This window comes from Mycobacterium sp. SM3041, from assembly GCF_039668335.1.
Lineage (GTDB): Bacteria > Actinomycetota > Actinomycetes > Mycobacteriales > Mycobacteriaceae > Mycobacterium.
The window spans coordinates 372,674-396,520 of the sequence record NZ_JAYXBQ010000076.1; the positions used below are offsets into that span (position 1 = coordinate 372,674).

Consider the following 23,847-nt stretch of genomic DNA (forward strand, 5'->3'; position numbering starts at 1 on the left):
GCCCCGACGTCAGTCGGCGGCGTCTTCGGCAGCCGCCCTACGTTCGACCTCGTACCAGAAGGAGAGATCGGGCCAGGCGATGGCGCCGCCCTTGCTCGTGTTCGGCAGGGTTGCCTCCGCCTCGTCCAAATCCTTGATGAGGTTCAGGGCAAGCTCCCGTTCAGACGTATAATACCGGTCGGCCCAGGTCAAGGCCAGTTTGGCGTAACCCCACGTGGGATCAGCGCCGGACCACTTGGCTTCCCTGGCGGCTTCACGCTGCAACTGGTCGATTTGAGCAACGTGTTCGTGCAAGAGTTTCTTGAGCGCGGCCGGAGCGCTCAAATGGCCCAACATCACCCGCAGAATCGCTGGATGCTTCAGCGTAGGCAGCTCTATCGGTGCTTCCTTGGCCCACCGAGAAACCGCATCCAATCCCTTGTCGGTAATTTTGTAGAGTCGCCGGTAACGAGCGCCCTTTCCCTCCACGCGCGAACTCAGCAGCCCGAGCTTTTCCAGCTTCTTCAGCTCTGCGTAAATCTGGCTGTAGGCGGGACTTCCGAAAAAGAAGCGCATGCTCCAGTGGATCCACTTGCGGATGTCATAGCCCGACAGCTCGCGCTCGTACGACAGCATCCCCAGCAAGGCCCAGTTGATCGCGGGCAGCGAAGGTATGTCTGACGTCTCGGGTTCTCCCACACTCTCAGGTTAACAATCGGGCCTCTGAAGACGTCGCACCTCGACCGCCAACCGGGATTTTGCCTTGCTCGACGACGCCACGCCGACCGACAGTGATTGCCAGGTCATCAGTAGACAAGGAGCGACATGGGACTCAGGAACCAAGGGGTGCACGCAGCCTTCGCGGCACACGGTGCGCGGAGGGAACCGGCGAGCGGACCCCGCATGAGGGAGACGAACGCACCTCAGGTCCCCGAAGCGCTCTACGCGTCCCTCACAGACTCGGTCCGTCGACTCGTCGACTTCACGATTCGCAGCGAATGTGACGCCGCGACCATCGAATCAGTCCGCGCCAAAATCGACGCTGCCACAGACGAACTCGGCCGTGCGCTGATGCCGGGCTCATTCGGTGTCCAACAGGAGGTCAGCGGGTCGTCCATCGCTTGGGGCAACGCGGTCATCGGATTGCGTAACGCGCTCGCTCCCCCGCTCGACGTTCATCACGACGATGACGGAACGGCTTGGGCCGAAACCACATTGGGTGCGGCGTACGAAGGACCCAGTGGCCAGGTTCATGGGGGTATCTGCGCTTTGCTGCTCGACCATGTCTTGGGTGCGACAGCACACAAACCCGGCCAACCCGCAGTCACGGGAACGCTGACGATCCGCTACGAGAAGGGCACCGCGCTGGGACCTGTCCGGATCGCAGCCCATATCGACCGCATCGAGGGTGTGAAAACCTTTGCCGTGGGCCATATCGCTACGTCTGACGGCGTGACGGTGCGTGCAGAAGGGGTTTTCATCCATCCCCGTAGGTCCACCACGTGAGACGGCACGGTCAGCTACGTCGGCGTCAACGTGAACGGCAGCCAGTAGGTCCCGGCCCCGTCACCCGGACAGCCCGGTGCGGCCACGGTGAACGTCCGCTCCCCGGAGAAACTGCCGTCGCCGTCGGGTTTCAGGAAATCGGACCGGAATGCCGTCACCGCAGCACCATTCGGGCCGCAGTGGAACGGATAGTCTCCCGATGACTCCCAGCGGTCGCCCGTCCAGCGGTAGTCGAACAGCACCGGTGCGTTCGGATTCTCTTTGAGCTCAGTCATTCTCAGCCAGTGCGCAATACAACCACCGGCGTCGCACACGGTCCGGAACAGGGCCGCCTGGGTCGACGGGTCCGAGGTGTCGGGACGGCCGTTGAACGTCTGCCGCGAATGATCGAGAAACGTGTCGTAGCTCCCGTACAGCGGGACCGGTTCCGCACGATCAGCGTGCGCCAGCGGAGCCGTCACCAGCAGTACCGATGCGGGCAATGCACAGATTTTCGGCAGCATGACTTTGAATAGCACACTGCCCGGAGCTTCGGGGGCGATCTAACATCGCAATTGCCAACGGTCAACCGTGTTGCGCACTGTGTAGGTGTGCCAGGAATCTCCGTGCAGCAACAAGGTGACCTCGCTGGGACCTGATGGTGGGTAACCGATACCGGAAGCGTTGCAACAAGAGGCGTCGATGTCGTTACCCACGAACACGCTGACGCCGATCACACCCGATGGGCCGACGAGCAATTGACGGTCGGGGTTACTGCGATCACCGATGGCCAGCAGTCCGCTGGCGATGTTGAGGTGGCCATCAAAGGCCCGGACGCCCAATCCGCCAGTGTCCGAGCCGGAGAGCACGCGAACCCGAAGCTGCCGTCCGACGGCGTCGCACTCGTCGGCGCTCATGGTCTGTACCCGCAGTGCCTGTTGCACCGGCGCAGGTTCAGGGTCGATGCCGGACTGGATGTAGATGCCAGTAATCCCTTGCGCCCCAGCATCTTCAATTACCACGATGCCGCGGTCGGGTGCGATCATCATGTCGCACAGCAGCTTGTTCGTTGCCGTTCGTGCCGCCATGTCTCCTCTTTCCGTGGCCAAAAACTGTTTCAATCCACCCACGGATCGTCCGCGAAGTACTGTCCCGGATCATTTGGATTTCTCCGGTCAGCCGGCTCTCCCGGCTTGCGGGCGGCAGCCGTGATCGCGGTCCAGAACAGTGCCGGCACTGATGCGAAACATCGGATAATCCTCGGTACGTCACGAAACACATTGACCCCCTGTGCTCCTCGGGTGATATCGGCAGCGTCGGTCCCCGTCGCGCCCGGCGGTCCGTTACACACTGGTCGAAATCGACAGTGCGGCCGCAAATTCGAGAAGTCGTCCCATTTCTTCCTGACCATCGTCTGCGTTCTTGTCGAAGAGGTAGCACTCGACGTAGTGCTGGCTGTCCTCAGGAGTGGTTCGGGTTGTGCTGTTGACTATCGGCGTATACAGGCGGAGGCGCACCGACACCAGCTCGTGAGAACCGTCAGGTAGCACGTCGTAATCGGTGTGCAAAGCCTGATCACTGAGCCGCGACAGCAGAACGGTCCGCACCGAGGACTGGAACATCGGGTGCGGCAATCGATCATCGTGACCGGCGCATTCAGTGTCCGAGCCGTGCCACAGGATCAGCCGCCGGCCGTCAGTGATCGCAACCTCCTGCCACGTCGGGCGCTCCGTGAGCACGAATGAGTAGGCGCCGTCGAAGTCGAGGAAAGGGCGCAGATTGTTCAGCGCTGCTTCGGGATTGCGAATGCCGAGCATGACCGCCTGCTGAAGATGCCTGTGTGATGCCCAGTCAGCCATGCGCGGCCAGCACCCTTCCGAATTGAATCAACCGTTCCATCTGTGCTCGCCCGCCGTCGGTGACAGACTTGCTGAACACCAGTTCCTCGCTGAACGCCTCGGTTCTCGCTGGGGTCTTGGCCAGCGTGTAATCGGCCGTCGTGGTCACGAGCCGCAGTTCGACACTGTGCAGTGACCGTCCACCGCGGTGATCGACGCGATACCCGACCTTGAGATTGCGGTCGGTCAACGCAGACAACGGAATCGAGCGCAGCGTGGACGTCAGCAAGGGTTCGCCGGGCTCAGGATCGTCGTCGTCGGTGAGTTCGTCGTCACCCATCCACAGCAGTAACGTCCGACCGTCGGTCACCGCGACCTCTTGGTACAACGATTCGCGCGAATCCTTTTCTTCGAGTGTGCGTTCCATGACGAATGCCTTGATCGCGGCCGGGTCCATTACCCGGTACAGCGCCTCCAACGCGATCGCGGGATCGCGCAGATATGCCTCCGCCGCTTGCGCCAAGTCGGAGTAGGGCGCCCAGTCCTGGTGAGTATCCGGCCCGCCGGGTCGGCCGGGTGATAGTTCGGTCATCGACATCAGTTCCCGGATGGGGACAACACCCGCAGTGCGGGTACCACCTTCATCGGTGAGAGACCACCCATGACCACATCCCCTGTCCAGCAGACCGACCCGTTGGACCCGTCGCCGATGACGAGCCTGTGCAAGGTGTAGTCGGGAATCAGAGGCAGAACCGAACGGTGATCTAGCTCACAACGGGCGACGTTTTGGCACAATGCCCCGCACAACGGCTGGTCGGCAGGGCCAATCCCGGCGAATCGGTTGTCCTGAACCCGTCGTGGTAACGAAGGAGCCGGCCGGATGAGCAGTTCGCCAATCAGTAATCCGCCTGCAGCTCAGTCGATCTCAGGGAGCGACACCCCGACCACGAGCTCCGCATACTGGCGCATCAGCCGCAGCGCCGTCGCCCGGCTCAGGTCCGGATCGCGTGCGGCGATCCGGTAGCCGAAGTAGTCCTCCATCGACATCAAGGTCATGGCGATATCACGCGCCGGGTGCAGCAACCGGAACACGCCGCTCTCCTGGCCGCCCGACAGCAGATCGGCGTACAGGCCGACCTGCCGGTGATAAATGCCCTGCACGTCGCTGCGCTGGTCAAGCTCGAAGCCGGCCGACAGCACGGCCCGCCAGATCGCACGCCACTCGGCGTCCTCGGGCCCGGTGGGCAGGCCGGCAGCCATCGTCATCACCAGCTGCTCGCGGGCGTCGGCCGATGACCGCTGCAACTCAAGCCGCGCATCGTAGAACCGCACGTCGGAACGCAGCGCCAGCTCGGAGAGCAACTGCGTCATGTCCTTGAAGTAGTACCGCACCGCGTTGGTGGTGAGCCCCAGTTCCTCGGCGACGTCGGCCAGCTTGAGGGTGGCCAAGTCGTGTCGCTCGATCAGTGCGATCGCGGCGTCCATGATCTCGCGACGCCGCTCCTCCTGCTTGTTGGGCCGGGCCATGGCACCAATCTTGCCCGTTCTCTTGCGAGACGTGGCACGCGGGCGCATAGTTCTTTTCCAATCTGGAAAAAAACTCGGGAGAAGCAATGCGTGCCAGAGATCTCGGCGTGGTCATCGGGGAGCACCCCACTGGCCCGGCCAACGCCATCACCGACGTCGAGGGCGTGCGGGTCGGGCACACCACGCTGCAGGACGGCGGCGTCAACACCGGCGTCACGGTCGTCGTTCCGCATGACGGCATCTGGACCGAGCCGGTGTTCGCCGGTTCACACCGCCTCAACGGCAGCGGCGAACTCACCGGGCTGGAGTGGATCCGCGAATCCGGCGAGCTCACGAGCGCGATCGGACTGACCAACACCCACAGCGTCGGCGTCGTGCGCGACGAACTGGTGGCCGCCCAGGTCCGCGCCCGCGGCGCCGGCCTCTACTGGTCACTGCCAGTCGTGGGCGAAACATACGATGGACTCCTCAACGACATCAACGGCTTTCACGTCCGTCCCGAGCACGCCCGCCAAGCGCTCGAGGCGGCGTCCACGGCACCGCCCGCCGAGGGCAACGTGGGCGGCGGCACCGGGATGATCTGTCACGGCTTCAAAGGTGGCATCGGTACCGCATCGCGCCGCACCGAGACAGCCGTCGGGCAGTACACCGTCGGCGTACTCGTCCAGGCCAATCACGGCCGGCGGGAACGACTCCGGATCAACGGCGTGCCGGTCGGCGAACTCATCGGACCCAGCCAGGTGCCGCTGCCGGACCTGCCCAAGCAGTACGCCCCGGGATCGGGCTCGATCATCGTCATCATCGCCACCGATGCCCCGCTACTCCCCCATCAGTGCACCCGACTGGCGCAGCGCTCGGCGCTGGCGGTGGGCCGTCTCGGCGGCACCGGCGAGCAGTACAGCGGTGACCTGATGCTCGCATTCTCGACAGGTAACCGCGGCATCCCACCATATGCATGGGATGAGGACGCCTCCACCGCACACCCGGAAGTGGCCCTGCGGATGGTCGCACCGCAACTGATGACCCGGCTGTTCGACCTCACCATCGAGGCGACTGAGGAGGCGATCGTCAACGCGATGGTCGCCGCCACCACCCTGACCGGACACAACGGTTTCACTGCCCACGCCATCGACCACGATCTGCTGCGCCACGCGTTGGACCCCAATACCCCTGCACCCGAGGAGATTTCATGACCACTGCATCGGCCGAGACGCAGGGGCGGCGGCTTTCCGGGCGCCTGGGCCCCGTCGGCATCGTCTTCATGGTGGTCGCGGCTGCCGCCCCGCTGACCGTGATCGGCGGCAACATGCCGTTGGCTATGGGCCTGGGCAACGGCGCCGGCGCCCCGGTGGGATTCGTGATCGCCGCCCTGGTGCTACTGGTCTTCAGCGTCGGCTTCGTGACCATGACGCCACACGTTCCCGAGGCCGGGGCGTTCTTCTCCTATGTGACCGTCGGCCTGGGCGAGCGCATGGGCAAGGGCATCGCGGTCGTCGCACTGATCGCCTACACCGCCATCCAGATCGGCATCTACGGCTACATCGGATGGGCGATCTCCGACACCGTCGCCCACTACCACGGCCCGGTAATCCCTTGGCCCGTCTACTCATTCATCGTGCCGGCAATCGTCGCAGTGCTCGGCTACCGGCACATCGAGCTGAGCGCCAAGGTCCTGGGCGTGGCGTTGGCCCTTGAGATCGGCATCGTCGTCGTGCTGGACGCGGTGATGGTCGCCAAACCCGGCCCGGCCGGTGTCACCTTCACCTCCTTCGCACCCGCCACCTTCACTCAGGGCACCATTGGCATCGCCATTCTGTTCGCCCTCACCGGGTTCATCGGGTTCGAGGCCACCGCCGTGTTCCGCGATGAAGCCCGTGATCCCGAGCAGACCATCCCGCGCGCCACCTACGCCGCGGTGATCATTATCGGCGCGTTCTACGCCATCACGGTGTGGGCGTTCGTGGTGGCCGTCGGTCCGGATCAGGTCGCGACTGTGGCGCGGAAAACCCTTGCCGGCGAGGGCAATATGCTGCTGGACACCACTGGCGACATGCTGGGCATCGTGGGCCGCGACATCGTCAACGTCCTCCTGCTGAGCAGCCTTTTCGCCTGCGTGCTGTCCTTCCACAACGTGATCGCGCGCTATCAGTTCGTGTTGGCCGGCAAGGGCCTGCTGCCCGCTCGGCTGGCCACGGTGCACGACGACCACGAATCACCGTCGTTCTCTTCGCTGGTGCAAACCGCCACCGCCGCAATGATTGTCGCCGTACTGGCGATCCTCGGCATCGATCCGCTGGTCGGGGTGTTCGGCTCGATGGCCGGGGTCGCAACGGTCGGCATGGTCCTACTGATGCTGACCACTTCGGTGGCAGTGCTGGTGTTCTTCCTGCGTAACCGAGAGCTGGGGATGGACGGGTTGTGGACGACGCGCATCGCTCCGGCGTTGGCCGTGCTCGGTCTGCTGGGCAGCCTGTGGCTGGTGCTGTCGAACTTCACGCTCGTCACCGGTGGCAGCGCGACGCTCAGCACGGTTCTGGCCGCGATCCCGTTCCTCGGGCTCGTCGTCGGATTTGCGGCCTGGCGTCCGTCGCGGGCGCTGTCGACCAACTAGGCGGCAGCACCGCTCGGCATCACCAAGGCACCCGGATCGAGCCGATCACGCCGACGGCGCACGGTCCGGACCCCGGCCACCGCCGGACCGTTGATCAGAAGACGCGGATCCAGTCGATCAGCATCTCGGCGGGGTAATTGCCGCCGGCAGGCTCGCGACCGCCGGACCCACCGATGGCCAGGTTGAACACCGGGGCCAAGGTGTACCCCGGATCGTTGAAGGGCCAGTCGTCCAACGAATTGGCCGGCACCGCGAAGAACGGCTCTTGCCCCGGCGCGTAGTCCTTCCAGAAGTACATTCCGGTCGGCTGCCAGGTCATCCGCCAGGTATGCCACCCGCTGTCGATCGGATGCGGGTCGGTGGCGAACGACGTGCCGTCCAACCGGGCGTGCACCGTCGTCCCCGATGGCCAGTCCCGGTTGCCGTACCACTCGACCAGGTCGACCTCGCCGCCGCGGACCGGATCGTCATTGAGCAGCCAGAAGGCCGGCCAGGCGCCGTCCGTGAGGCAGTTCAGTTTGATCCGCGCCTCCCAGGTGGTGCCGACCCCTCCGCGCCAGTTGCCGACGACCTTGGCGCTCGCGTAACGCTCCCGGATGTTCGCGCCGGGACCACGGGTGGCCCGGATGACGAGGTTGCCCTTGCCGTCCTGGAACACGTGCTCCTGATCGGTCACGTACCGGCCCATGTTGTACGGCTGGTCCCATTCGACGGGGTTTCGGATGACCTCGCGCTCAGGCACGATGAACCACCACGCCGGGTCCGGCGGGGCACCCGCGGGGCCGTTGAATTCGTCCCGGAACAGCATTGCCGGGCCTGCCGCTGAGCCGGCAGGCGCAGCAGGCGCGGCCCCCGGGCCAGTCCCCGGACCTGGGGCAACGGGCAACGGGTCGGCGTCAGCCCTCGGGGATCCCAGCACGGTGGTAACCGCGCCGAGGCCAACCATCATCATGATCTTGCGACGATCCATATCCGGCACATCAGCAATCGTAGGCGACGCACCGTCGCGACACGGCTAACCAAGTAGCCTGGTTGCGGAAGTGTTCGAGCTCGTCGCCGTGGCGGATGCCCAACGGCCATTCGCTCGCGCCAGCCCGAGAGCACGCGGATGACGAGGTTCAGAACCGCACTCGGCAACACCGTGATCAGGTCCCATGCTGATTCAAAGGCGCTGGCGCCCAAGAGCTTCCGGCGAGACCGTCAAGCCCCGCTGATCACTCCATGCGTGACAATGGTCGCCGTCTCGTCGACCCACAGCTCGTCGAGTTCACTCTCGGGATGCAGCAACATCCGCAGCATCGTTGCGCCACCGATGATCTCGATGAGCCGTTCAGGCTTGACGTCGGCCTGGACCTCGCCGCGCTCGATGCCATGCTCGAGCCGCACCCGCACCACGTCGAACAGCCCATGGAAGCGTGCGACGACCCGCGCGTTGAGCTCCTCGTCGGCGCTCATGTCCGCCATGAGTCCCGGAAGCGCAGCCCGCACGGCCGGGCTGGTGAACACGTCGCGCGCTGCGGCGATCATGGCGCGGATGTCGCCGACGATGTCCCCTTCCGGGGTCGACAGCGCGGTCGGCGTCGTGGGGAACGCCGCTTCATGCACCAACTCGGCCTTGCTCGACCAGCGGCGGTACAGCGCCGTCTTCGTCGTTCCCGCACGTTCGGCGATGGCCGCCATCGTCAGATTGGCGTAGCCGACTTCGGGCAGCAGTTCGGCGGCAGCGGTCAACACCGCGGCGTCGATCCGGGGATCGCGTGGCCGACCGGCGCCAGAGGGCTTGTCAACCGCTTGCAGGTCTGATTTCATAACGCTACGCATCGTATCGTAATTATCTCGGGAAGGAAGGTTCAGTGCCGAACCAACCGGCGGACAGCTCCGTCACGGTCGAGACGAACGTCGACCATATTCAGCGCTCCAGCCGTGACGTGACAACAGTTCCGGACATCCTGTCACAGTGGCTGTCCACCGTGATGGAAGGCGGCATCAAGCCCGAGATCACCGTCGAGAGCGGCGTCGACTCGAACGGAATGTCTTCCGAGACAATCATCATCACCGGCCGGTGGACCGAGGGCGGCACGCCGGTGGAGCAGAAGTGGGTCGTCCGGGTCGCGCCGACCACCGAGGACGTCCCCGTCTTCTCGTCCTACCGACTGGACCACCAGTTCGACGTCATGCGCCTGGCCGCCGAACTCACCGACGTCCCGGTCCCCCGCGTCCGCTGGCTGGAGAACACCGGCGAGGTGCTCGGCTCGCCGTTCTTCCTGATGGACTGCGTCGACGGCGTGGTGCCGCCGGACGTCATGCCGTATACATTCGGCGGCAACTGGTTCGCCGACGCCACCCCGGAGCAGCAACGCACGCTGCAGGACAGCACCGTGGAGGCCATCGCCAAGCTGCACTCGATCCCCGACGCGGAAAAGACCTTCGGCTTTCTCCAGGAAATCGACCCGCCGGGCGACACTGCGCTGCGCCGGCACTTCGGCTGGCTCAAGGAGTGGTACCAGTTCGCAGCGTCGGGCCTGGGCCGCTCACCGCTGGTCGAGCGTGCCCTCGTCTGGCTGGAGGAGAACTTCCCCGAGGACGTCGCGGCATCCGAATCGGTTCTCGTGTGGGGTGATTCGCGCATCGGCAACGTGATGTACCAGGACTTCCGCCCCTCCGCGGTCCTGGACTGGGAGATGGCCACTGTCGGCCCGCGTGAGTTCGACGTCTCGTGGATCATCTTCGCGCACAAGGTGTTCCAAGAGCTCGGTGGCCTGGCCGGGCTGCCCGGCCTGCCGGATGTGCTGCGCGAAGAGGACGTTCGCGCAACCTACAAGAACTTCACCGGCGTCGAGGTCGGTGACCTGCGCTGGTTCTACATCTACTCCGGCGTCGTGTGGTGTTGCGTGTTCATGCGCACCGGCGCCCGCCGCGTGCACTTCGGCGAGATGGAACAGCCCGACGACCTCGAGTCGCTCTTCTACCACAAGTCGCTGCTGGAGAAGCTCCTGGAAGGAACAGCCTGATGCTCGGCCCCATGGACGAATACCCGATCCACCAGGTCCCGCAGCCCATCGCGTGGCCCGGGTCCAGCGACCGGAACTTCTACGACCGCTGCTACTTCAACGCCCACGACCGCACCGGCGACATCTTCGTCATCACCGGCATGGGCTACTACCCCAACCTCGGGGTGAAGGACGCCTACTTCCTGGTGCGCCGCGGTGATACCCAGACCGCCGTGCACCTTTCCGATGCCATCGACCAGGACCGACTGAATCAGCACGTCGTCGGCTACCGCATCGAGGTCACCGACCCACTGCACCAGGTGCGCATCGTGCTCGACGAGACCGAGGGCATCGCCGCCGACCTGACATGGAACGGCCTGTTCGACGTCGTGCAGGAGCAGCCGCACATCATGCGCCAGGGCAACCGCGTCACGCTGAACGCGCAGCGCTTCGCGCAATTGGGTTCCTGGAGCGGCACCCTCGCCATCGACGGCGAGGACATCAAGGTCAGCCCGGACACGTGGATCGGTTCGCGTGACCGGTCCTGGGGCATCCGTCCCGTCGGCGAGGCCGAGCCCGCCGGCCGGCCGGCAGACCCGCCTTTCGAGGGCATGTGGTGGCTGTACGTACCGCTGGCGTTCGAGGAATTCTCGCTCGTGATGATCATCCAAGAGGCCCCCGACGGCTTCCGGTCACTCAACGACTGCAGCCGCGTCTGGAAGGACGGCCGCGTCGAGCAGCTCGGCTGGCCGCGCGTGAAGATCCACTACGTCTCCGGTACCCGCATTCCCACCGGGGCCACCATCGAGGCGACGGCGCTGGACGGCACGCCCGTCCGCTTCGATGTGGAATCCAAGCTGCCCGTGCCGATCCACGTGGGCGGCGGCTACGGCGGTGACGCCGACTGGCTGCACGGCACGTGGAAGGGCGAGAAGTTCACCGAGCGCCTCACCTACGACATGACCGATCCGGCGATCATCGCTCGCTCCGGCTTCGGCGTCATCGACCACGTCGGACGTGCGGTGTGTCATGAGGGCAACAAGCCGCCTGCCGAAGGCTGGGGCCTGTTCGAGCACGGCGCGCTCGGCCGCCACGATCCGTCGGGCTTCCCGGACTGGCTGACGATGGCCCCCTAGTTTTGCTCTTCAGGAGCAAACAGGAATGTTCCCCGATACAACGGCGTATCGGGGAACATTTGTCTTTGGTGGCGCTAGCCGACCCACCACAGCGATGCAGCGAGCAGAACTTCGACAAAGCCGTAGAACCAATTGGGGTAGAACGATGTTCGGTCACCGGCGACCGCGGACACGATGCGCCCGAATGCCATCCCGAGCAACGCCACGCTCACGGTGACCACGATGCCGGTACGGACCTGCTCGGGAGCTGCGATGGCGTATCCGAGGATCGCCGCGATGGCCAACCCGAAACCGCCGTAGACCGCCCGTACCTCTGCCCGAGATGCGGGGCCGCCCAACGTGATTCCGAAGGGCCGCAACATCTCCGCCGGGGCGGTCAGGGCCCGCAGGCCCATGCCCGCAAAGAACACCGCGTTGACGCCGACGACGACGTTCGACGCCACTGACACCGTTACCTCCCGACGACGACGGACCGGCAATCAGCATGACCTATGTGGGCCATGTCGTCACGCGAAACGACTCAGAGTCGCCACATTTCGCGCTCGGTGGCGGCCTGCTCGAATGCCTTGTGACGGAAAGTCTCCGGCTGGCGGACTTTCGCAGCGAGATGCAACCGGGTCACGAACGCGGTGGTCTTGTCCGACCACCAGTGCATCGCGGCCGCGGCGGGGTGGAAGCCAACTGACGCAGAGTTGGTGGCCATCGCGGTGTCCCTTCACGAACTCCGACAATGCTTTTGGGATCGCACAACCTCGGCGACGGGCACCGTCGGCACTAGTGAACAGGTTCAGCGACAGAGGTACCCGATCTATTCCCTGCGGCAGGCCGTTGTTCGCTGTCGGCTTACTCCAGCCCGGCGGTGCCGTCCGCGCCGACGGTGACCTTTGCACCCGCGAGGTCCTCGCGGATGCTGGCCTCGGCCTGCGACGGGTCGGTGATCACGGCGAGCGCCCGGCTGCCGCTGGGTGTCCGGACAGCCACGAAGGCCTTTTCGGGAACGCCCTCGCGGGTGACCGGCGTGGTCCAGGTTTCCACGGTGCCGGTTCCGGACCATTCATCCTCGGCCACCACGGTCGGTTCGGCGTCGACCTCGGATTGCACATCTTCCCAACGGAATTCATGTGCCGGCGGCTCGGTGCTGTAGACGCCGAAACTGTGCTTGGTCAGGTAACCACCATTGGCGGTGATGAGCCCGATCTGGCCAGGATTGGCCACCAGCCGCTCCGCCATGGCGGCGATCGAATGCGACACATAGTTGTTCCACGGCCCACCGGCGAAGGTCAGGCCACCGGTCACCGTCAACGGACGCGCCGGATCATCGAGGGCCAGTCCCAATTCACGGGCGGCGACCTGCACCGCCGACGGGAAGCAGGAATACACGTCGACCGCATCGATGTCATCGATGCCGAGCCCGGTGAGCTCCAGCACCCGACGGCCCGCGATGCGGATCGCCGGCGACCCGGAGAAGCTCGCCCGCTCCCCGATCAGATAGGTGTCGTGGGCGTCGGTGCCGGCGTGCGGGAAAACCCACCGGTCCCTGGGAATCTGCAATTCTTCGGCCTTGCCCACCGAGGTCAGGATCAGCGCCGCACCCTGGTCGACCATGTTGTTGGAGTTCATCAGCTTGGTGTACGGCCAGCTGATCATCCGGTTGTCCGGACCGGGCTGCCAGATCTGCTCGGCAGACACCGCGTCCCGACTCCAGGCGTGCGGATTGCCTTCTGCCACTTGACTGAACCGTGCCCACAGCTCGCCGATCCGGCGCCGATGCTCCTCGATCCCCTCCCCCGCCGCGATCCGCAACGCCTGCTCGAACATCGGGTACACGTGCGACGGCGCCACCAGCCCGATCCGCAGTTCTGCGGGCCCGGCCATGGTGAATTCGGGGTCACTGGGTGCGAGTGGCACCGACTCGTCCTGCTCGGTGCCGGTGAGTCGTTCGCCGCGCGCCTTCAACCGTATTCGGGTACGCCAGGTTTCCCCGCCGGCGATCAGCACCACGTCGTTGCGGCCCTGCTGAATGTCCAGGCACGCCTGGTTCACCAGCGACTGCGGCACGTTGCCACCGATCGGGGTGTACCGGGTGACGGCGTCGGCCGCACCGATGCGCTGCGCCAGCAGCAAGCCGGGGTCCCGGTACCGCACCGACAGCAGGTTGACGATCCGGACGGCGTCGACCGCCTCGAGGACGTGGGCGTCAGCGGCTGCCCGGGCCGCGGCCTCCATCAGGTCGACAGGCTCGCCCGCCGGGTTCTCGTCGTACTGGTTGACCTGGCCGTAGCCGACGAGCACCGGGGTTCTGGGATCAAGTGACACTGACGTTTCCTCTTCTGGCGCCGGACCTGCTCCGGAATACCTCCACCTTGGCGGCATGCGGGCGGCACTGTAAACGACCAGCGCGGAAATCCGCACATGAGCGTTCGCGACATCTGCCCGCCCTCAAGACTCGCAGATGTCGCATGAGGAAACGTATAGGTGTCGCACAATGCGATTTACAGGCGGGCGCCGACAGCATTGCATGGAGCCGAGACGGTGCATGGACCTGCAGAAGGGTGAACACATGACGATGAGCGTGGCCGAACGAGCCGAACTCGCTGCGGCCGTCAAGGACCTGCTCAGTGAACATTGCACCGAAGCCGACGTCCGCCGCGTGATGAGCACAGACACCGGATTCGATCGCGACCTCTGGAACAAGCTGGCCGCCCAGGGTGTGGCGGGCCTGCTCGTAGAGCCGGACCACGGGGGCGTCGGCCTGGGCGCACAGGAGCTCGAGGCGGTCGCCGAGGTCACGGGTGCAGCGTTGCTACCCGCCCCGTTCCTGTCGAGTGCGGTCTTCGCCACGGCCTTGATCCAGGCCGCCGGCACCGACAACGACAAGGCACGGCTCTTGCCGGGGTTGGCCGAAGGTTCCTCGATCGCAACCGTGGCAGCCACCGGGCCCCGTGGTACGTGGGCACCAGATGGTGTTGCGATTCAGGGAGACCGGCACGGCGACGGGTACCAACTCACAGGCTCGGCGCACTACGTGCTCGACGGGCAGATCGCCGATGTCGTCCTCGCCGTCGCGAAGACCGGCGAGGGCATCGCGATCTTCGAGGTCGCCCCGAACGCACCCGGCTTCGACCGCACCGCCGCAACGGTTTTCGACCCCACAGTCCGGCTGTCGACGTATACGTTCGACCAGACCCCGGCCCGTCGCATCGGCACCGGCGGCTGGGCGGCTGTCGAAAATGCGTTGTCCCTCACGGTGATCGCCCTCGCAGGTGAGCAGGTCGGCGGGGCCCGCCACCTGTTCGATCTCACCGTCGAATACCTCAAGACCCGGATCCAATTCGGGCGGCCCATCGGCAGCTTCCAGGCGATCAAGCACATGGCGGCCGACCTGCTGCTGGAAGTCGAATCCGCCACTTCGGCGGCACAGCATGCCGCTGCGCAATTCGATGCCGACCCGGTGGGCGCCGACGGTCCCGTCGCCCTGGCCGGATTCGCCTGTGCGGAGGCCTATCACACCACCGCCATGCAATCGATCCAGATGCACGGCGGCATCGGCTTCACCTGGGAGCACCCCGCGCATCTGTTCCTGCGCCGGGCACGCACCGGCCGTCAACTGTTCGGCAGTTCACGTGACCATCGTGAGCGCTACCTGGCATCCAAGGGGGCCTGAGATGACGACCACCGCAGACGAGCTGCGCACCGAGGTTCGTGACTGGCTCGCGCAGAACTGGACCACGTTGCCTCCGTCGGACGATCCCTGGGTGAGCTCACCCGAGGAAATCGCCTGGCGTGAAAAGGTTCTCGACGCAGGCTACGCCGTGCCCACCTATCCACCCGATTGGTTCGGCCGCGGCTACCCGAGCAAGCTCGCCGCGGTGATCCAGCAGGAGTTTCGCGCCGTCAAGGCCCCCGGCGCCTGCCAGGACAAGCACAATATTCCCGCCAACACCTTGTTCGCGTTCGGCTCGGACGAGCTGAAACATGAACTGCTACGGGACTTTCTGACCGGCGCAGCCCGTACCTGTCTGCTCTACAGCGAGCCCGGCGCCGGATCGGACCTGGCTGGGGTGAGCACCACAGCGGTGCGCGACGGCGACCGCTGGGTGGTCAACGGCCAAAAGGTGTGGACCTCCGGAGCGGCGACGTCCGAATACGGTCTGCTGATCGCACGCACCGACTGGGATGCGCCCAAACACAAGGGCATGAGCTACTTCATCATCCCGATGCGGCAGCCCGGCATCGAGGTGCGGCCTCTGGTCCAGATCACCGGTGAGGCGCATTTCAACGAGGTGTTCATCTCCGATGCCACCGTGCCGCATGCGAATCTCATCGGCGGAGAAGGGAACGGCTGGCGCGTCCTGCAGACCGCCCTGGCGTACGAACGCTCCATCATGGGCGACGGCGGCCGCGGCTCACGCAACAAGTCCAAGGCCGACAGCCTCGTGGAACTGGCTCGCGCGCACGGCCGCCTCGACGACGCCGCCCTGCGCGAGCGCCTCGCGGACGTGCTGGCGTTGCGGGAACTCAACCGGCTCAACAACCTTCGCGCCAAGGCGTCCACCAGTCAAGGCACGTCGAGTTCGATCATGTCGCTGGGCAAGCTCGCGATGTCGCGAATCCTGCACTCGGAGGCCGCGCTGAAGACCGAGATCATCGGTACCGAATCACTGTTGGCGGGTCCCGACAACCCCGAGGCCGACGACGTGAACTTCCTGTCCCTCAACGCGTTCTTCACCTCCATCGGCGGCGGCACCGACCAGATTCAGCGCACCATCATCGGCGAACGCGTGCTGGGGCTGGCGAAGGAACCCGAGACCGACCGTGACATCCCGTTCCGCCAGGCGCGACGCAGTTGACGACCATGGCCTACGACCCGCCGCTGTCGGGCATCGAGATACTCGATCTGACAGCCGGACCCATCACAGCCGTCGGCCGGCTTCTGGCCGATCTCGGTGCCCACGTCACGTCGGTGCACCTGGCCGGTGTGACCGCGACCGACACCACCGGACCACGCATCGACGGAGTGCCCATCGGCACCGCCATCAACCGACACGGGATCCCTTCGGTCGAGATCGATCCGTCGACCCCGGCCGGGCGGCAGGCGTGGGCCGACTTGGTGGCGACCGCCGACATCCTCATCGAGAACACGCGTCCGGGATCGGCGGCCGAGGAATCCTTGGCGGTCAACCAGATTCACGCTGATCATCCGGCACTGGTCATCCTGTCCATCAGTGACTTCGGTCGTGATACGCGATATCACGACTGGCAGGCCACCACTCCGGTGCTGCACGCGTTGACCAGCGAGCTGTCCCGCTCTGGCATCCCGGGACAGCCACCGCTGGTGCCACCGAGCGCGGACCTGCCGTACCACGTCGCCGCGGCCCAGGCCGCGTTCTTCGCCCTCTGTGTGTTCCTGGATCGGCTGCGCACGGGCACAGGCGATCTCATCGATTTCTCGGTGCTCGAAGGTGCGATGCAGACCCTCGATCCGCCATTCGGCACGGCAGGCAGCGCGGCGGCCGGCGTACCCATCAGCGAACAGCAGCGCGACTGGATCGCCGAGCAGCAGCGCTATCCGATCTTCAAATGCAAGGACGGCCACGTCCGCATGTGTGTGTTGGCAAAACGCCAGTGGCAGGGCATGTTCGAGTGGATGGGGCGCCCGGCGGAATTCGCCGACCCCAAGTTCAACAGCCTCCGTGAGCGTTTCGCGTCCGCCACCCTCTTCGGCGCCATCGAGCAGTTCTGTGCCGACAAGACCCGCGCGGAGCTCGAACTGGCCGGACAACGGCACGGCGTGCCGACGGCCGCGGTGCTGAGCCTGGCCGAGGCGCTGTCCACCGAACAGGTGGCCGCGCGCGGTTTCTTCCGCGAGACGGAGCTCTCCCCCGGTCTGACCGCACCCGTGCCGGTCGGTGTCGTCGAGATCGACGGGCACCGGGCGAGCAGCCTGAACATCAAGGCACCGAGTGAGCGACGACTCCGCGACGCCCCCACGCTCACCGCGCGCCCCCGCAGCGGCCTCGGACTGCCCCTGGAGGGGCTGCGCGTGCTGGACCTCGGCGTCATCGTCGTCGGCAGCGACACCGGCCGCCTGTTCGCCGACCTCGGCGCCGACGTCGTCAAGATCGAGAACTCCGCCTTCCCTGACGGGCTCCGCATCAGCCTCACCCGGATGACGCAGGCCTACGCCGCCGGTCACCGCAACAAGCGGTCGATCGGGATCGACCTCCGGTCCGCGGAAGGCCGCGCGCTGGCACACCAACTGGTAGAGCAGTCCGACGTCGTGCTGAGCAACTTCAAACCCGGTGTGGCAGCAGCGCTCGGCATGGATCACGCGACACTGCAGCAGGTGAACCCGGGCATCGTCGTCGTCGACAGCTCGGCGTACGGAGCCACCGGGCCATGGGCGAAACGACTCGGCTACGGGCCGTTGGTCCGCGCCGCGGCGGGCTTCACCGAGCTGTGGACCTACCCAGATGACCCAGATGCGTTCTGCGACACCGTCACGGTGTACCCCGACCACGTGGCGGCGCGGATCGGGGCATTGAGTGCCGTCGCGCTCCTGCTGCGCCGCGAACGCAGCGGTGGCGGCGGATCGGCGAGTATCGCCCAAGCCGAGGTGATGCTCAGTCACCTGGCCGACGACATCGCCGGGGAGGTGCTCACCCGGCGCGGTCATGCTCGCGACGACCAGCCGGCTCATGACGCACCGTGGGGCCTGTTTCCCGGCGCTGGTGATGACACGTGGATCGCGGTCACCGTCCGCGACGACGCCGACTGGTCAGCGCTGTGCGCGGCGATCGACCGGCCCGATCTCGCTGCCGATGCGGAGCTGGGTTCGCGATCCGGGCGGGATCGTCAGCGCGGGCGGCTCGACGAGGCGCTCAGCGCCTGGACATCCCGGCATAAACCGGCAGAGGCCATGGCGCGGTTGCAGGCGGCGGGCGTCCCGGCCGGGGCTGTCCTGCATGCGGTGGAGGTCCCCGCCTGGGACTACTACGTCGAGCGACGGGCTTTCCGGGAGGAACTACATCCGCACGGGACCGCACCGTTCATGATGGAGAACGTGCAAATCCACGCTGACCTGATCCCCGATCCCCCGCTGGGGCAAGCGCCACTGCTCGGCGAGCAGACCCGTGAGATCGCGGCCGAACTGCTCGGCCTGGACGATCAGACAATCGATGATCTGATTGCCCGCGCCGTCCTCGAAGTACCTGCGGCAGCAGCACATTCGGGACGGTAACCACCCCGTCCCATGGAAATCGATTTCACCCGCCTTCGCTACTTCGTCGCGGTCGCCGAAGAGCTGCACTTCAAGCGCGCCGCCGATCGGCTGATGATCACGCCGCCGCCGCTGAGCAAGCAGATCAAGTTACTCGAGCGCGAAGTGGGTGGGGAACTCTTCGAGCGCACCTACCACGACGTCCGCCTGACACCGCTGGGTATGCAGCTGCTGGAGCCGGCGCGCGACATCCTGCGGCGGGTGGAGGAACTGAAGGCCACCGCGTCACGAATCACGCAGGCGAGCAACCCCGTTCGCATCGATGCGACCGCCTACGCGCCATCGGATTTCCTGGCGAGATTCGAGCAAGCGGTGGCAGGCCTCGCGATACCCGCCGAGTTCAGCGTGCCCGGGTCGGCGGCCGAGGTCATCGCCAAACTCGTTTCCGGGCACACGGATCTCGGTCTGATCCACCTGCCGGCCGCCGACAAGCGCATCCGGCACCGGGTCGTGGCCACCTATCCGGGCGCGGCGGCGGTGCGGTTCGACGACCCACTCGCCGCCAACGACACCATCGCCATCGAAGACCTGCGGGACCGCGATGTCGTGATCGACTTCGCCCGGCCCAATCCCGTGGTGCTGGCGCAGATGACGCGGGGCCTCAACGAACGCGGCGTCACGCGCATCGTGCGCGCCGTCAGTCAGCTGGGCGGTGAGCTGGAGATGGCCAGCCATGTGTTCAACCGGTATCTCGTCGCACTGGTCAGCTACGCGCCCGCCTCGACGCTGGGCCGAATCTTCTCGCCGCCCGAATTCAAGCTGATCCCGATCGATGAAAGCACCTGGGCGCCGGCCAAGATCGCGCTGGCGTGGGCGCCGGACCGGCTGCGCGATCCAGCCGCGATCGAGGCCCTCGTCGAACAGCTCGCCACTGTCCTGCGCTGAGTCGCGCGCGAAATACCTGTCACCGCCCGCCGGTAGGCTGCCTCGACGGACAAACTCCACCAACGCAGCTCCGGAAGGTTCACACCGTGCTCGATGCCGATGACGTGCGCCGCATCGCGCTGTCCCTCCCGGAGACCACAGAGAAGGAGCGTTGGGGCCACCCGACTTTCGACGTGGCGCGCAAGATGTTCGTCACGGTGCCCGACGATCAGACCTCGTTTGCGGTGCGCTGTCCGAGGTTCGACCGCGAAGAGCTGATCGCGGCCGAACCGCACAAGTTCTGGGTGCCGCGACATGAGGCGGCGTCGTCGTGGGTGCGGGTCAGGCTGGAGGCGCTCGACGATGAGCAGGAACTGACCGACATCCTCGCCGACTCGTGGCGACTGGCTGCCCCGCCCAGACTCACCGAGCAGCCGGAATCCTGATCCGGAAGGCTCAGACCCGCTGCCGCACCCGTCCGAACACCATGGACTCTTCGATGCGGTCGAAGCGGTGGTCGATCACGTCGAGCACGTAGTTGTGCCGGACGTGCCACGGGCGATGGGTACCGGATTTGGGCAACGCGTGGGGGTTGCGGTTGATGTAGCCGGCGTCGAGGTCGAAGGTCTTCTTCTCGTCCATCGGGACGTCACCCAGATGCGGATAGGCGTGGGTGTAGCCGTGAGAGTCCATGTACGCCACCAGTTTCGCGAACGCACGGGCAGTCATGTCGGCGCGCAGGGTCCACGATGCGTTGGTGTAGCCCAGGCACCATGCCATGTTCGGCACGTCCTCGAGCAGGAATTCCTTGTAGACGTAGCGGTCGGACGGGGTGATCGCGACCCCGTCGACCGACAGGGAGATGCCGCCGAGGGCCTGCAACTCCAGCCCGGTCGCGGTGACGACGATGTCGGCGTCAATGCGCGCACCGGATTTCAGCACGATGCCGTTGGCGTCGAAGTGGGAGATGTGGTCGGTGACGACCTCGGCGCGGCCGTCACCGATGGCGGTGAAGATGTCGCGGTCGAGCACCGCGCAGAGGCGTTGATCCCACGGGTCGTATTTCGGGTTGAAGTGCACGTCCACGGGGTAGCCCGGCGGCAACGCGGCCATGGCCCGGTTGCGGATGAGGCGGCGGCCGCCCTTGGGGAACTTCCGGAGCAGGTTGTAGCTGAGCACGCTGATGAGCACGTTGCGGAACCACACGATGCGATGAGCGATCTTGTCCGGCAACAGCTTCCGGATGAAGCTGACCATCGGGTCGATCTGCCACTGCGACATCAGGTAGGTGGGTGACCGCTGCAGCATGGTCACCTTCCCGGCGGTCTTCGCCATGGCGGGCACCAGGCTGACCGCGGTGGCACCACTGCCGATCACCACGACCTTCTTGCCGGCGTAATCCAGTGACTCCGGCCAGAACTGCGGATGGACGACGTCGCCGGCGAAGGTGTCGATGCCCGGAAAGTCGGGCGTGTAGCCCTTGTCGTAGTTGTAGTAGCCGGTGCCGCAGAACAGGAATCGGGCGCGGTAGGACCTGGCCTCGCCGTTCTCCACGGCGTGCACCGTCCAGGTGTCGGTCGCCGAATCCCAGTCGGCCGACTGCACATGGGTGTTGAAGGTGATGTGACGGTCGATGCCGTGCGTGTGTGCCGCGGTGGTCAGGTACTCGCGGATGTGATCGCCGTCGGCGATGTTCTCCGGCCGCTCCCACGGCTGGTACGGGAAACTGAGCGTGAAAATGTCGCTGTCGGATCGAATACCCGGGTAGCGGAACAGGTCCCAGGTGCCACCGATGCGCGTCCGCCGCTCCAGGATCCGGTAGGTCACCTGCGGGTTGCGTTGATGCAGCCGGTACGCGGCTCCGATGCCGGAGATACCGGCACCGATGATCAGCACATCGAAGAACTCGCCGTCGCTGGCCGTCATGAATCTCCCTTGATCAAATCCGGTACCGCCGGTTTCACCTTAGGACATGGCGATCCTAGGCCGTCGAGCTGTGGGCCACTCCCGCGAGCAGCGCCCGCAAATGCTGATTGACCTGCTCGGGACGCTCCAGGTTCGCGCAGTGACCGCCGCCCAGTTCGACGAACGACCACAGATTCGGCACGTTCCTGGCGATCCGGCGGGACGCCGCGATGGGCAGCAACCGGTCTTTCGTGCTGCCGATGACGAGCGTCGGCACCGTCAGGTTGTCGAGTCCGATGTGATGAGCATCGAGGTTGTCCACCAGCGCGTTCACCCATCCGCTGCGGCCGGCTGCGGAGGTGCCCATGAACAGTTCGTAGACGTAGTCGGCCACTGCGGGGTCGGCGTCACGTCCGACAGCGATCATGGCGACGAACTGGCGCGCCGCCCTACGCGAACCCGGCACCAGCGGGGCTCCGCCGAACGTCTTGAGGATGCGGCCGGCGGCGTAGGCCCGGGACTTCGCCAGCGAGTTCGGGACCTGCGCCAGCTGGACCAGCTTCAGCAGGTCACCAGTCGTGGTGTTGATCAGGGCGACGGCGTCCGCGCACTCGGTGACCCGCTGCGGGTAGCGCTGCGCCCATGACGTGATGGCAATGCCGCCCATCGAGTGCCCCGCGAGGACGGCCCGCTCCCCCGGCCTGAGCGTCGCGCTCAGCACCGCGTCGAGGTCGGCCGCGAGAAAGTCCAGGTTGTACTTGTGGCGGCCGCGGGGAGCTTCACTCTTGCCGTGACCGCGGTGGTCGTAGGCGATGACCCGGTAGTCGCTCGCCAGATCCGCGATCTGGTTGCCCCATACGCCGATGGCGCAGGTGATGCCGTGGGCGAACACGATCGGCTGCCCGTGTTCGGGACCGAACACCTCGGCGTGCAGCCGGGTACCGTCGACGGCCTTGATTTCCATGGAACGGCCTCGTGGCAGCGCCGCGGGACGCCCGGGTTTGACCAGCTGCGAATGAGTGAAAGCGGTCATGCTGCTCCGTTCGGGTTCGGCGACGTTGCCGGCGGGACATCCCGTACCAGCGAGCCTACCTAAATAACCAGCACTGGTTTGACGGCAAAACCGGCGGCGGCGTCCGACCAGGCGTCGGCGAAGCGGTCGAACGGGTAGGTCCGTACCAGTTTGTCGACGGGCAGCTCGCCCCGGAGGACGTGTTCGGCCAACCGCGGGATGAAGCTGTGCGGCTCGCTGTCGCCTTCGATGACCCCCTGTATCCGCAGCCCGTTGGCCAGGATCAGCCCGACGGGTAGTTCCGCGGTCAGCGCGCCCAGCCCGACGAGCGCGAGCGTGCCGCACTTGCGCAGCAGCGTCAGCGCGGTGCTGATGACGTCGCCGCGCGCGGTCGTGTCGACAGCCAGCGTCGCACCACCGCCGGTGAGCTCCATGATCTCGGCCGGCAGGGTCTCGGAGGCCGAGTCGACGGCCCTGGTGGCGCCCAATTCGATTGCCAGCGAACGTCGTTCGGCGATCGGGTCGACCGCGATGACCGTGCGGCACCCGGCGATGCGGGCCCCCATCACCGCCGAGAGACCGACCGCGCCGGCGCCCCACACCACCAGCACATCGCCGGGTCCAGCGGCCAGTGTGTTCAGCACCGCGCCGACCCCGGTCTGCACACTGCAGGCCAGCGGTGCCGCCAGCTGGGCATCGATGCCGTCGGGCAGCACCACGGCATTCGACGTGTTGGCCAGCGCGTGGGTGGCGAAGCTGGACTGCCCGAAGAATCCGCCGCGAACGGGCTGACCGTCGAGCCGGAGCGCGCTCGACTCGTCACCGCGGTCACCGGCCATGTTCAGGCGACTGGCATTGTCGCAATAGGCGGGCGTGTCGGCTGCGCACGCTGCGCACTGTGCGCAGCTGGCGAACGTCAGGACGACGCGCCGGCCGACGTCGATGCGAGCGTCCGGTCCAGCCGCCAGGACCGTGCCCGCGCCTTCATGGCCGAACACCATCGGCAGACGCTTCTCCGGCCAGCGGGCGGCCGTGCTGATATCGGTGTGGCAGATGCCGACGGCATCGATGCCGACCAGCACCTCGCCGCCCTGCGGTTCGCGAATCTGGACATCGGTCAGTTCAGGGGCCGAACCCGGGCGGAGCAACACGGCGGCACGTGCGTCGATCATTCACGGATGGTAGGTCGACGGTAATCTGCGCCGGGTGACCGGGATCGAC

General features: G+C 65.9%; 24 protein-coding genes. 10 read left to right on the forward strand and 14 right to left on the reverse strand.

Features of this window, described 5'->3' with window-relative positions; translation table 11 throughout:
* Positions 1-9 precede the first annotated feature (9 nt).
* Entirely contained in the window at positions 10-678 is a 669-nt protein-coding gene (locus VXD91_RS27380; RefSeq protein WP_212806452.1) for a helix-turn-helix transcriptional regulator, read from the reverse strand.
* Between the two features lie 204 nt (positions 679-882).
* Here VXD91_RS27380 and VXD91_RS27385 point away from each other — a divergent pair, with 204 nt between their 5' ends.
* Positions 883-1,485 (forward strand): PaaI family thioesterase, encoded by a 603-nt coding sequence (locus VXD91_RS27385; RefSeq protein ID WP_020102778.1) that lies wholly within the window; start codon positions 883-885, stop codon positions 1,483-1,485.
* A 14-nt stretch (positions 1,486-1,499) separates the two neighbouring features.
* On the opposite strand, the gene VXD91_RS27390 is transcribed toward VXD91_RS27385, so the two are convergent.
* The 5 genes from VXD91_RS27390 to VXD91_RS27410 all read right to left on the reverse strand — a co-directional run bounded on the left by VXD91_RS27390 (position 1,500) and on the right by VXD91_RS27410 (position 4,829).
* Positions 1,500-1,988 (reverse strand): hypothetical protein, encoded by a 489-nt coding sequence (locus VXD91_RS27390; RefSeq protein WP_212806453.1) that lies wholly within the window; start codon positions 1,986-1,988, stop codon positions 1,500-1,502.
* A gap of 39 nt (positions 1,989-2,027) precedes the next feature.
* Positions 2,028-2,552: a hypothetical protein gene (locus VXD91_RS27395; protein ID WP_212806454.1), complete on the reverse strand. Its 525-nt coding sequence runs from the start codon at positions 2,550-2,552 to the stop codon at positions 2,028-2,030.
* Between the two features lie 255 nt (positions 2,553-2,807).
* Entirely contained in the window at positions 2,808-3,323 is a 516-nt protein-coding gene (locus VXD91_RS27400) for a hypothetical protein (RefSeq protein WP_212806455.1), read from the reverse strand.
* Entirely contained in the window at positions 3,316-3,894 is a 579-nt protein-coding gene (locus VXD91_RS27405) for a hypothetical protein (protein WP_212806456.1), read from the reverse strand. The genes VXD91_RS27400 and VXD91_RS27405 overlap by 8 nt, the downstream gene beginning before the upstream one ends.
* Before the next feature lie 323 nt (positions 3,895-4,217).
* Positions 4,218-4,829 carry a TetR family transcriptional regulator gene (locus VXD91_RS27410; protein WP_346416843.1) on the reverse strand — a complete coding sequence of 204 codons (612 nt, stop codon included), beginning with the start codon at positions 4,827-4,829 and terminating at the stop codon, positions 4,218-4,220.
* Positions 4,830-4,915: 86 nt separating this feature from the next.
* Here VXD91_RS27410 and VXD91_RS27415 point away from each other — a divergent pair, with 86 nt between their 5' ends.
* Positions 4,916-6,022, forward strand: a complete 1,107-nt coding sequence (locus VXD91_RS27415) for a P1 family peptidase (protein ID WP_212806461.1) — start codon at positions 4,916-4,918, stop codon at positions 6,020-6,022.
* Positions 6,019-7,440: an APC family permease gene (locus tag VXD91_RS27420; RefSeq protein WP_346416844.1), complete on the forward strand. Its 1,422-nt coding sequence runs from the start codon at positions 6,019-6,021 to the stop codon at positions 7,438-7,440. The genes VXD91_RS27415 and VXD91_RS27420 overlap by 4 nt, the downstream gene beginning before the upstream one ends.
* Positions 7,441-7,534: 94 nt before the next feature.
* On the opposite strand, the gene VXD91_RS27425 is transcribed toward VXD91_RS27420, so the two are convergent.
* Together VXD91_RS27425 and VXD91_RS27430 are read right to left on the reverse strand one after the other, a co-directional pair.
* Positions 7,535-8,410, reverse strand: coding sequence for a glycoside hydrolase family 16 protein (locus VXD91_RS27425; protein WP_346416876.1), 876 nt, complete (start codon positions 8,408-8,410; stop codon positions 7,535-7,537).
* A 230-nt stretch (positions 8,411-8,640) separates the two neighbouring features.
* Positions 8,641-9,249: a TetR/AcrR family transcriptional regulator gene (locus tag VXD91_RS27430; RefSeq protein WP_212806463.1), complete on the reverse strand. Its 609-nt coding sequence runs from the start codon at positions 9,247-9,249 to the stop codon at positions 8,641-8,643.
* A gap of 44 nt (positions 9,250-9,293) precedes the next feature.
* On the opposite strand from VXD91_RS27430, the gene VXD91_RS27435 reads away from it, so the two are divergent.
* Together VXD91_RS27435 and VXD91_RS27440 are read left to right on the forward strand one after the other, a co-directional pair.
* A complete protein-coding gene (locus VXD91_RS27435; protein WP_212806464.1) occupies positions 9,294-10,451 on the forward strand; it encodes a phosphotransferase family protein in 1,158 nt (385 codons plus the stop codon).
* On the forward strand, positions 10,451-11,566 hold the full coding sequence (locus VXD91_RS27440) for a hypothetical protein (RefSeq protein ID WP_318984202.1): 1,116 nt from the start codon (positions 10,451-10,453) through the stop codon (positions 11,564-11,566). The genes VXD91_RS27435 and VXD91_RS27440 overlap by 1 nt, the downstream gene beginning before the upstream one ends.
* A gap of 74 nt (positions 11,567-11,640) precedes the next feature.
* On the opposite strand, the gene VXD91_RS27445 is transcribed toward VXD91_RS27440, so the two are convergent.
* From VXD91_RS27445 to VXD91_RS27455, 3 genes are all read right to left on the reverse strand, one after another.
* Positions 11,641-12,009, reverse strand: a complete 369-nt coding sequence (locus VXD91_RS27445) for a DUF4345 domain-containing protein (RefSeq protein ID WP_346416877.1) — start codon at positions 12,007-12,009, stop codon at positions 11,641-11,643.
* 77 nt (positions 12,010-12,086) lie between these two features.
* Complete coding sequence (locus VXD91_RS27450; RefSeq protein ID WP_212806465.1) at positions 12,087-12,269, reverse strand: hypothetical protein; 183 nt, start codon at positions 12,267-12,269, stop codon at positions 12,087-12,089.
* 140 nt (positions 12,270-12,409) lie between these two features.
* The gene (locus tag VXD91_RS27455; RefSeq protein WP_346416845.1) at positions 12,410-13,882 is read right to left on the reverse strand and encodes an acetyl-CoA acetyltransferase; all 1,473 of its coding nucleotides are present in this window, start codon (positions 13,880-13,882) and stop codon (positions 12,410-12,412) included.
* Between the two features lie 244 nt (positions 13,883-14,126).
* On the opposite strand from VXD91_RS27455, the gene VXD91_RS27460 reads away from it, so the two are divergent.
* From VXD91_RS27460 to VXD91_RS27480, 5 genes are all read left to right on the forward strand, one after another.
* A complete protein-coding gene (locus VXD91_RS27460) occupies positions 14,127-15,230 on the forward strand; it encodes an acyl-CoA dehydrogenase family protein (protein ID WP_346416846.1) in 1,104 nt (367 codons plus the stop codon).
* Between the two features lies 1 nt (position 15,231).
* Entirely contained in the window at positions 15,232-16,416 is a 1,185-nt protein-coding gene (locus tag VXD91_RS27465; protein ID WP_346416847.1) for an acyl-CoA dehydrogenase family protein, read from the forward strand.
* A gap of 5 nt (positions 16,417-16,421) precedes the next feature.
* Positions 16,422-18,806, forward strand: coding sequence for a CoA transferase (locus VXD91_RS27470; protein WP_346416848.1), 2,385 nt, complete (start codon positions 16,422-16,424; stop codon positions 18,804-18,806).
* A 12-nt stretch (positions 18,807-18,818) separates the two neighbouring features.
* Entirely contained in the window at positions 18,819-19,730 is a 912-nt protein-coding gene (locus VXD91_RS27475) for a LysR family transcriptional regulator (protein WP_346416849.1), read from the forward strand.
* Between the two features lie 86 nt (positions 19,731-19,816).
* Entirely contained in the window at positions 19,817-20,155 is a 339-nt protein-coding gene (locus VXD91_RS27480; protein ID WP_346416850.1) for an MmcQ/YjbR family DNA-binding protein, read from the forward strand.
* Positions 20,156-20,165: 10 nt separating this feature from the next.
* Here the strand turns inward: VXD91_RS27480 and VXD91_RS27485 are convergent, their stop codons facing one another.
* From VXD91_RS27485 to VXD91_RS27495, 3 genes are read right to left on the reverse strand one after another with little or no spacing between them, the layout of a single operon-like run.
* Positions 20,166-21,635 carry an NAD(P)/FAD-dependent oxidoreductase gene (locus VXD91_RS27485; protein ID WP_346416851.1) on the reverse strand — a complete coding sequence of 490 codons (1,470 nt, stop codon included), beginning with the start codon at positions 21,633-21,635 and terminating at the stop codon, positions 20,166-20,168.
* A gap of 55 nt (positions 21,636-21,690) precedes the next feature.
* A complete protein-coding gene (locus tag VXD91_RS27490; RefSeq protein WP_318984194.1) occupies positions 21,691-22,647 on the reverse strand; it encodes an alpha/beta hydrolase in 957 nt (318 codons plus the stop codon).
* A gap of 59 nt (positions 22,648-22,706) precedes the next feature.
* The gene (locus VXD91_RS27495) at positions 22,707-23,798 is read right to left on the reverse strand and encodes an NAD(P)-dependent alcohol dehydrogenase (protein WP_318984193.1); all 1,092 of its coding nucleotides are present in this window, start codon (positions 23,796-23,798) and stop codon (positions 22,707-22,709) included.
* Between the last annotated feature and the right edge of the window lie 49 nt (positions 23,799-23,847).

Excerpts from the sequence above, each read along its gene's own strand:
- VXD91_RS27385 (WP_020102778.1), top strand. The coding sequence starts at position 883 with ATGAGGGAGACGAACGCACCTCAGGTCCCCGAAGCGCTCTACGCGTCC.
- VXD91_RS27390 (WP_212806453.1), bottom strand. The coding sequence starts at position 1,988 with ATGCTGCCGAAAATCTGTGCATTGCCCGCATCGGTACTGCTGGTGACG.
- VXD91_RS27395 (WP_212806454.1), bottom strand. The coding sequence starts at position 2,552 with ATGGCGGCACGAACGGCAACGAACAAGCTGCTGTGCGACATGATGATC.
- VXD91_RS27400 (WP_212806455.1), bottom strand. The coding sequence starts at position 3,323 with ATGGCTGACTGGGCATCACACAGGCATCTTCAGCAGGCGGTCATGCTC.
- VXD91_RS27405 (WP_212806456.1), bottom strand. The coding sequence starts at position 3,894 with ATGACCGAACTATCACCCGGCCGACCCGGCGGGCCGGATACTCACCAG.
- VXD91_RS27410 (WP_346416843.1), bottom strand. The coding sequence starts at position 4,829 with ATGGCCCGGCCCAACAAGCAGGAGGAGCGGCGTCGCGAGATCATGGAC.
- VXD91_RS27415 (WP_212806461.1), top strand. The coding sequence starts at position 4,916 with ATGCGTGCCAGAGATCTCGGCGTGGTCATCGGGGAGCACCCCACTGGC.
- VXD91_RS27420 (WP_346416844.1), top strand. The coding sequence starts at position 6,019 with ATGACCACTGCATCGGCCGAGACGCAGGGGCGGCGGCTTTCCGGGCGC.
- VXD91_RS27425 (WP_346416876.1), bottom strand. The coding sequence starts at position 8,410 with ATGGATCGTCGCAAGATCATGATGATGGTTGGCCTCGGCGCGGTTACC.
- VXD91_RS27430 (WP_212806463.1), bottom strand. The coding sequence starts at position 9,249 with ATGAAATCAGACCTGCAAGCGGTTGACAAGCCCTCTGGCGCCGGTCGG.
- VXD91_RS27440 (WP_318984202.1), top strand. The coding sequence starts at position 10,451 with ATGCTCGGCCCCATGGACGAATACCCGATCCACCAGGTCCCGCAGCCC.
- VXD91_RS27450 (WP_212806465.1), bottom strand. The coding sequence starts at position 12,269 with ATGGCCACCAACTCTGCGTCAGTTGGCTTCCACCCCGCCGCGGCCGCG.
- VXD91_RS27460 (WP_346416846.1), top strand. The coding sequence starts at position 14,127 with ATGACGATGAGCGTGGCCGAACGAGCCGAACTCGCTGCGGCCGTCAAG.
- VXD91_RS27465 (WP_346416847.1), top strand. The coding sequence starts at position 15,232 with ATGACGACCACCGCAGACGAGCTGCGCACCGAGGTTCGTGACTGGCTC.
- VXD91_RS27470 (WP_346416848.1), top strand. The coding sequence starts at position 16,422 with ATGGCCTACGACCCGCCGCTGTCGGGCATCGAGATACTCGATCTGACA.
- VXD91_RS27475 (WP_346416849.1), top strand. The coding sequence starts at position 18,819 with ATGGAAATCGATTTCACCCGCCTTCGCTACTTCGTCGCGGTCGCCGAA.
- VXD91_RS27485 (WP_346416851.1), bottom strand. The coding sequence starts at position 21,635 with ATGACGGCCAGCGACGGCGAGTTCTTCGATGTGCTGATCATCGGTGCC.
- VXD91_RS27490 (WP_318984194.1), bottom strand. The coding sequence starts at position 22,647 with ATGACCGCTTTCACTCATTCGCAGCTGGTCAAACCCGGGCGTCCCGCG.
- VXD91_RS27495 (WP_318984193.1), bottom strand. The coding sequence starts at position 23,798 with ATGATCGACGCACGTGCCGCCGTGTTGCTCCGCCCGGGTTCGGCCCCT.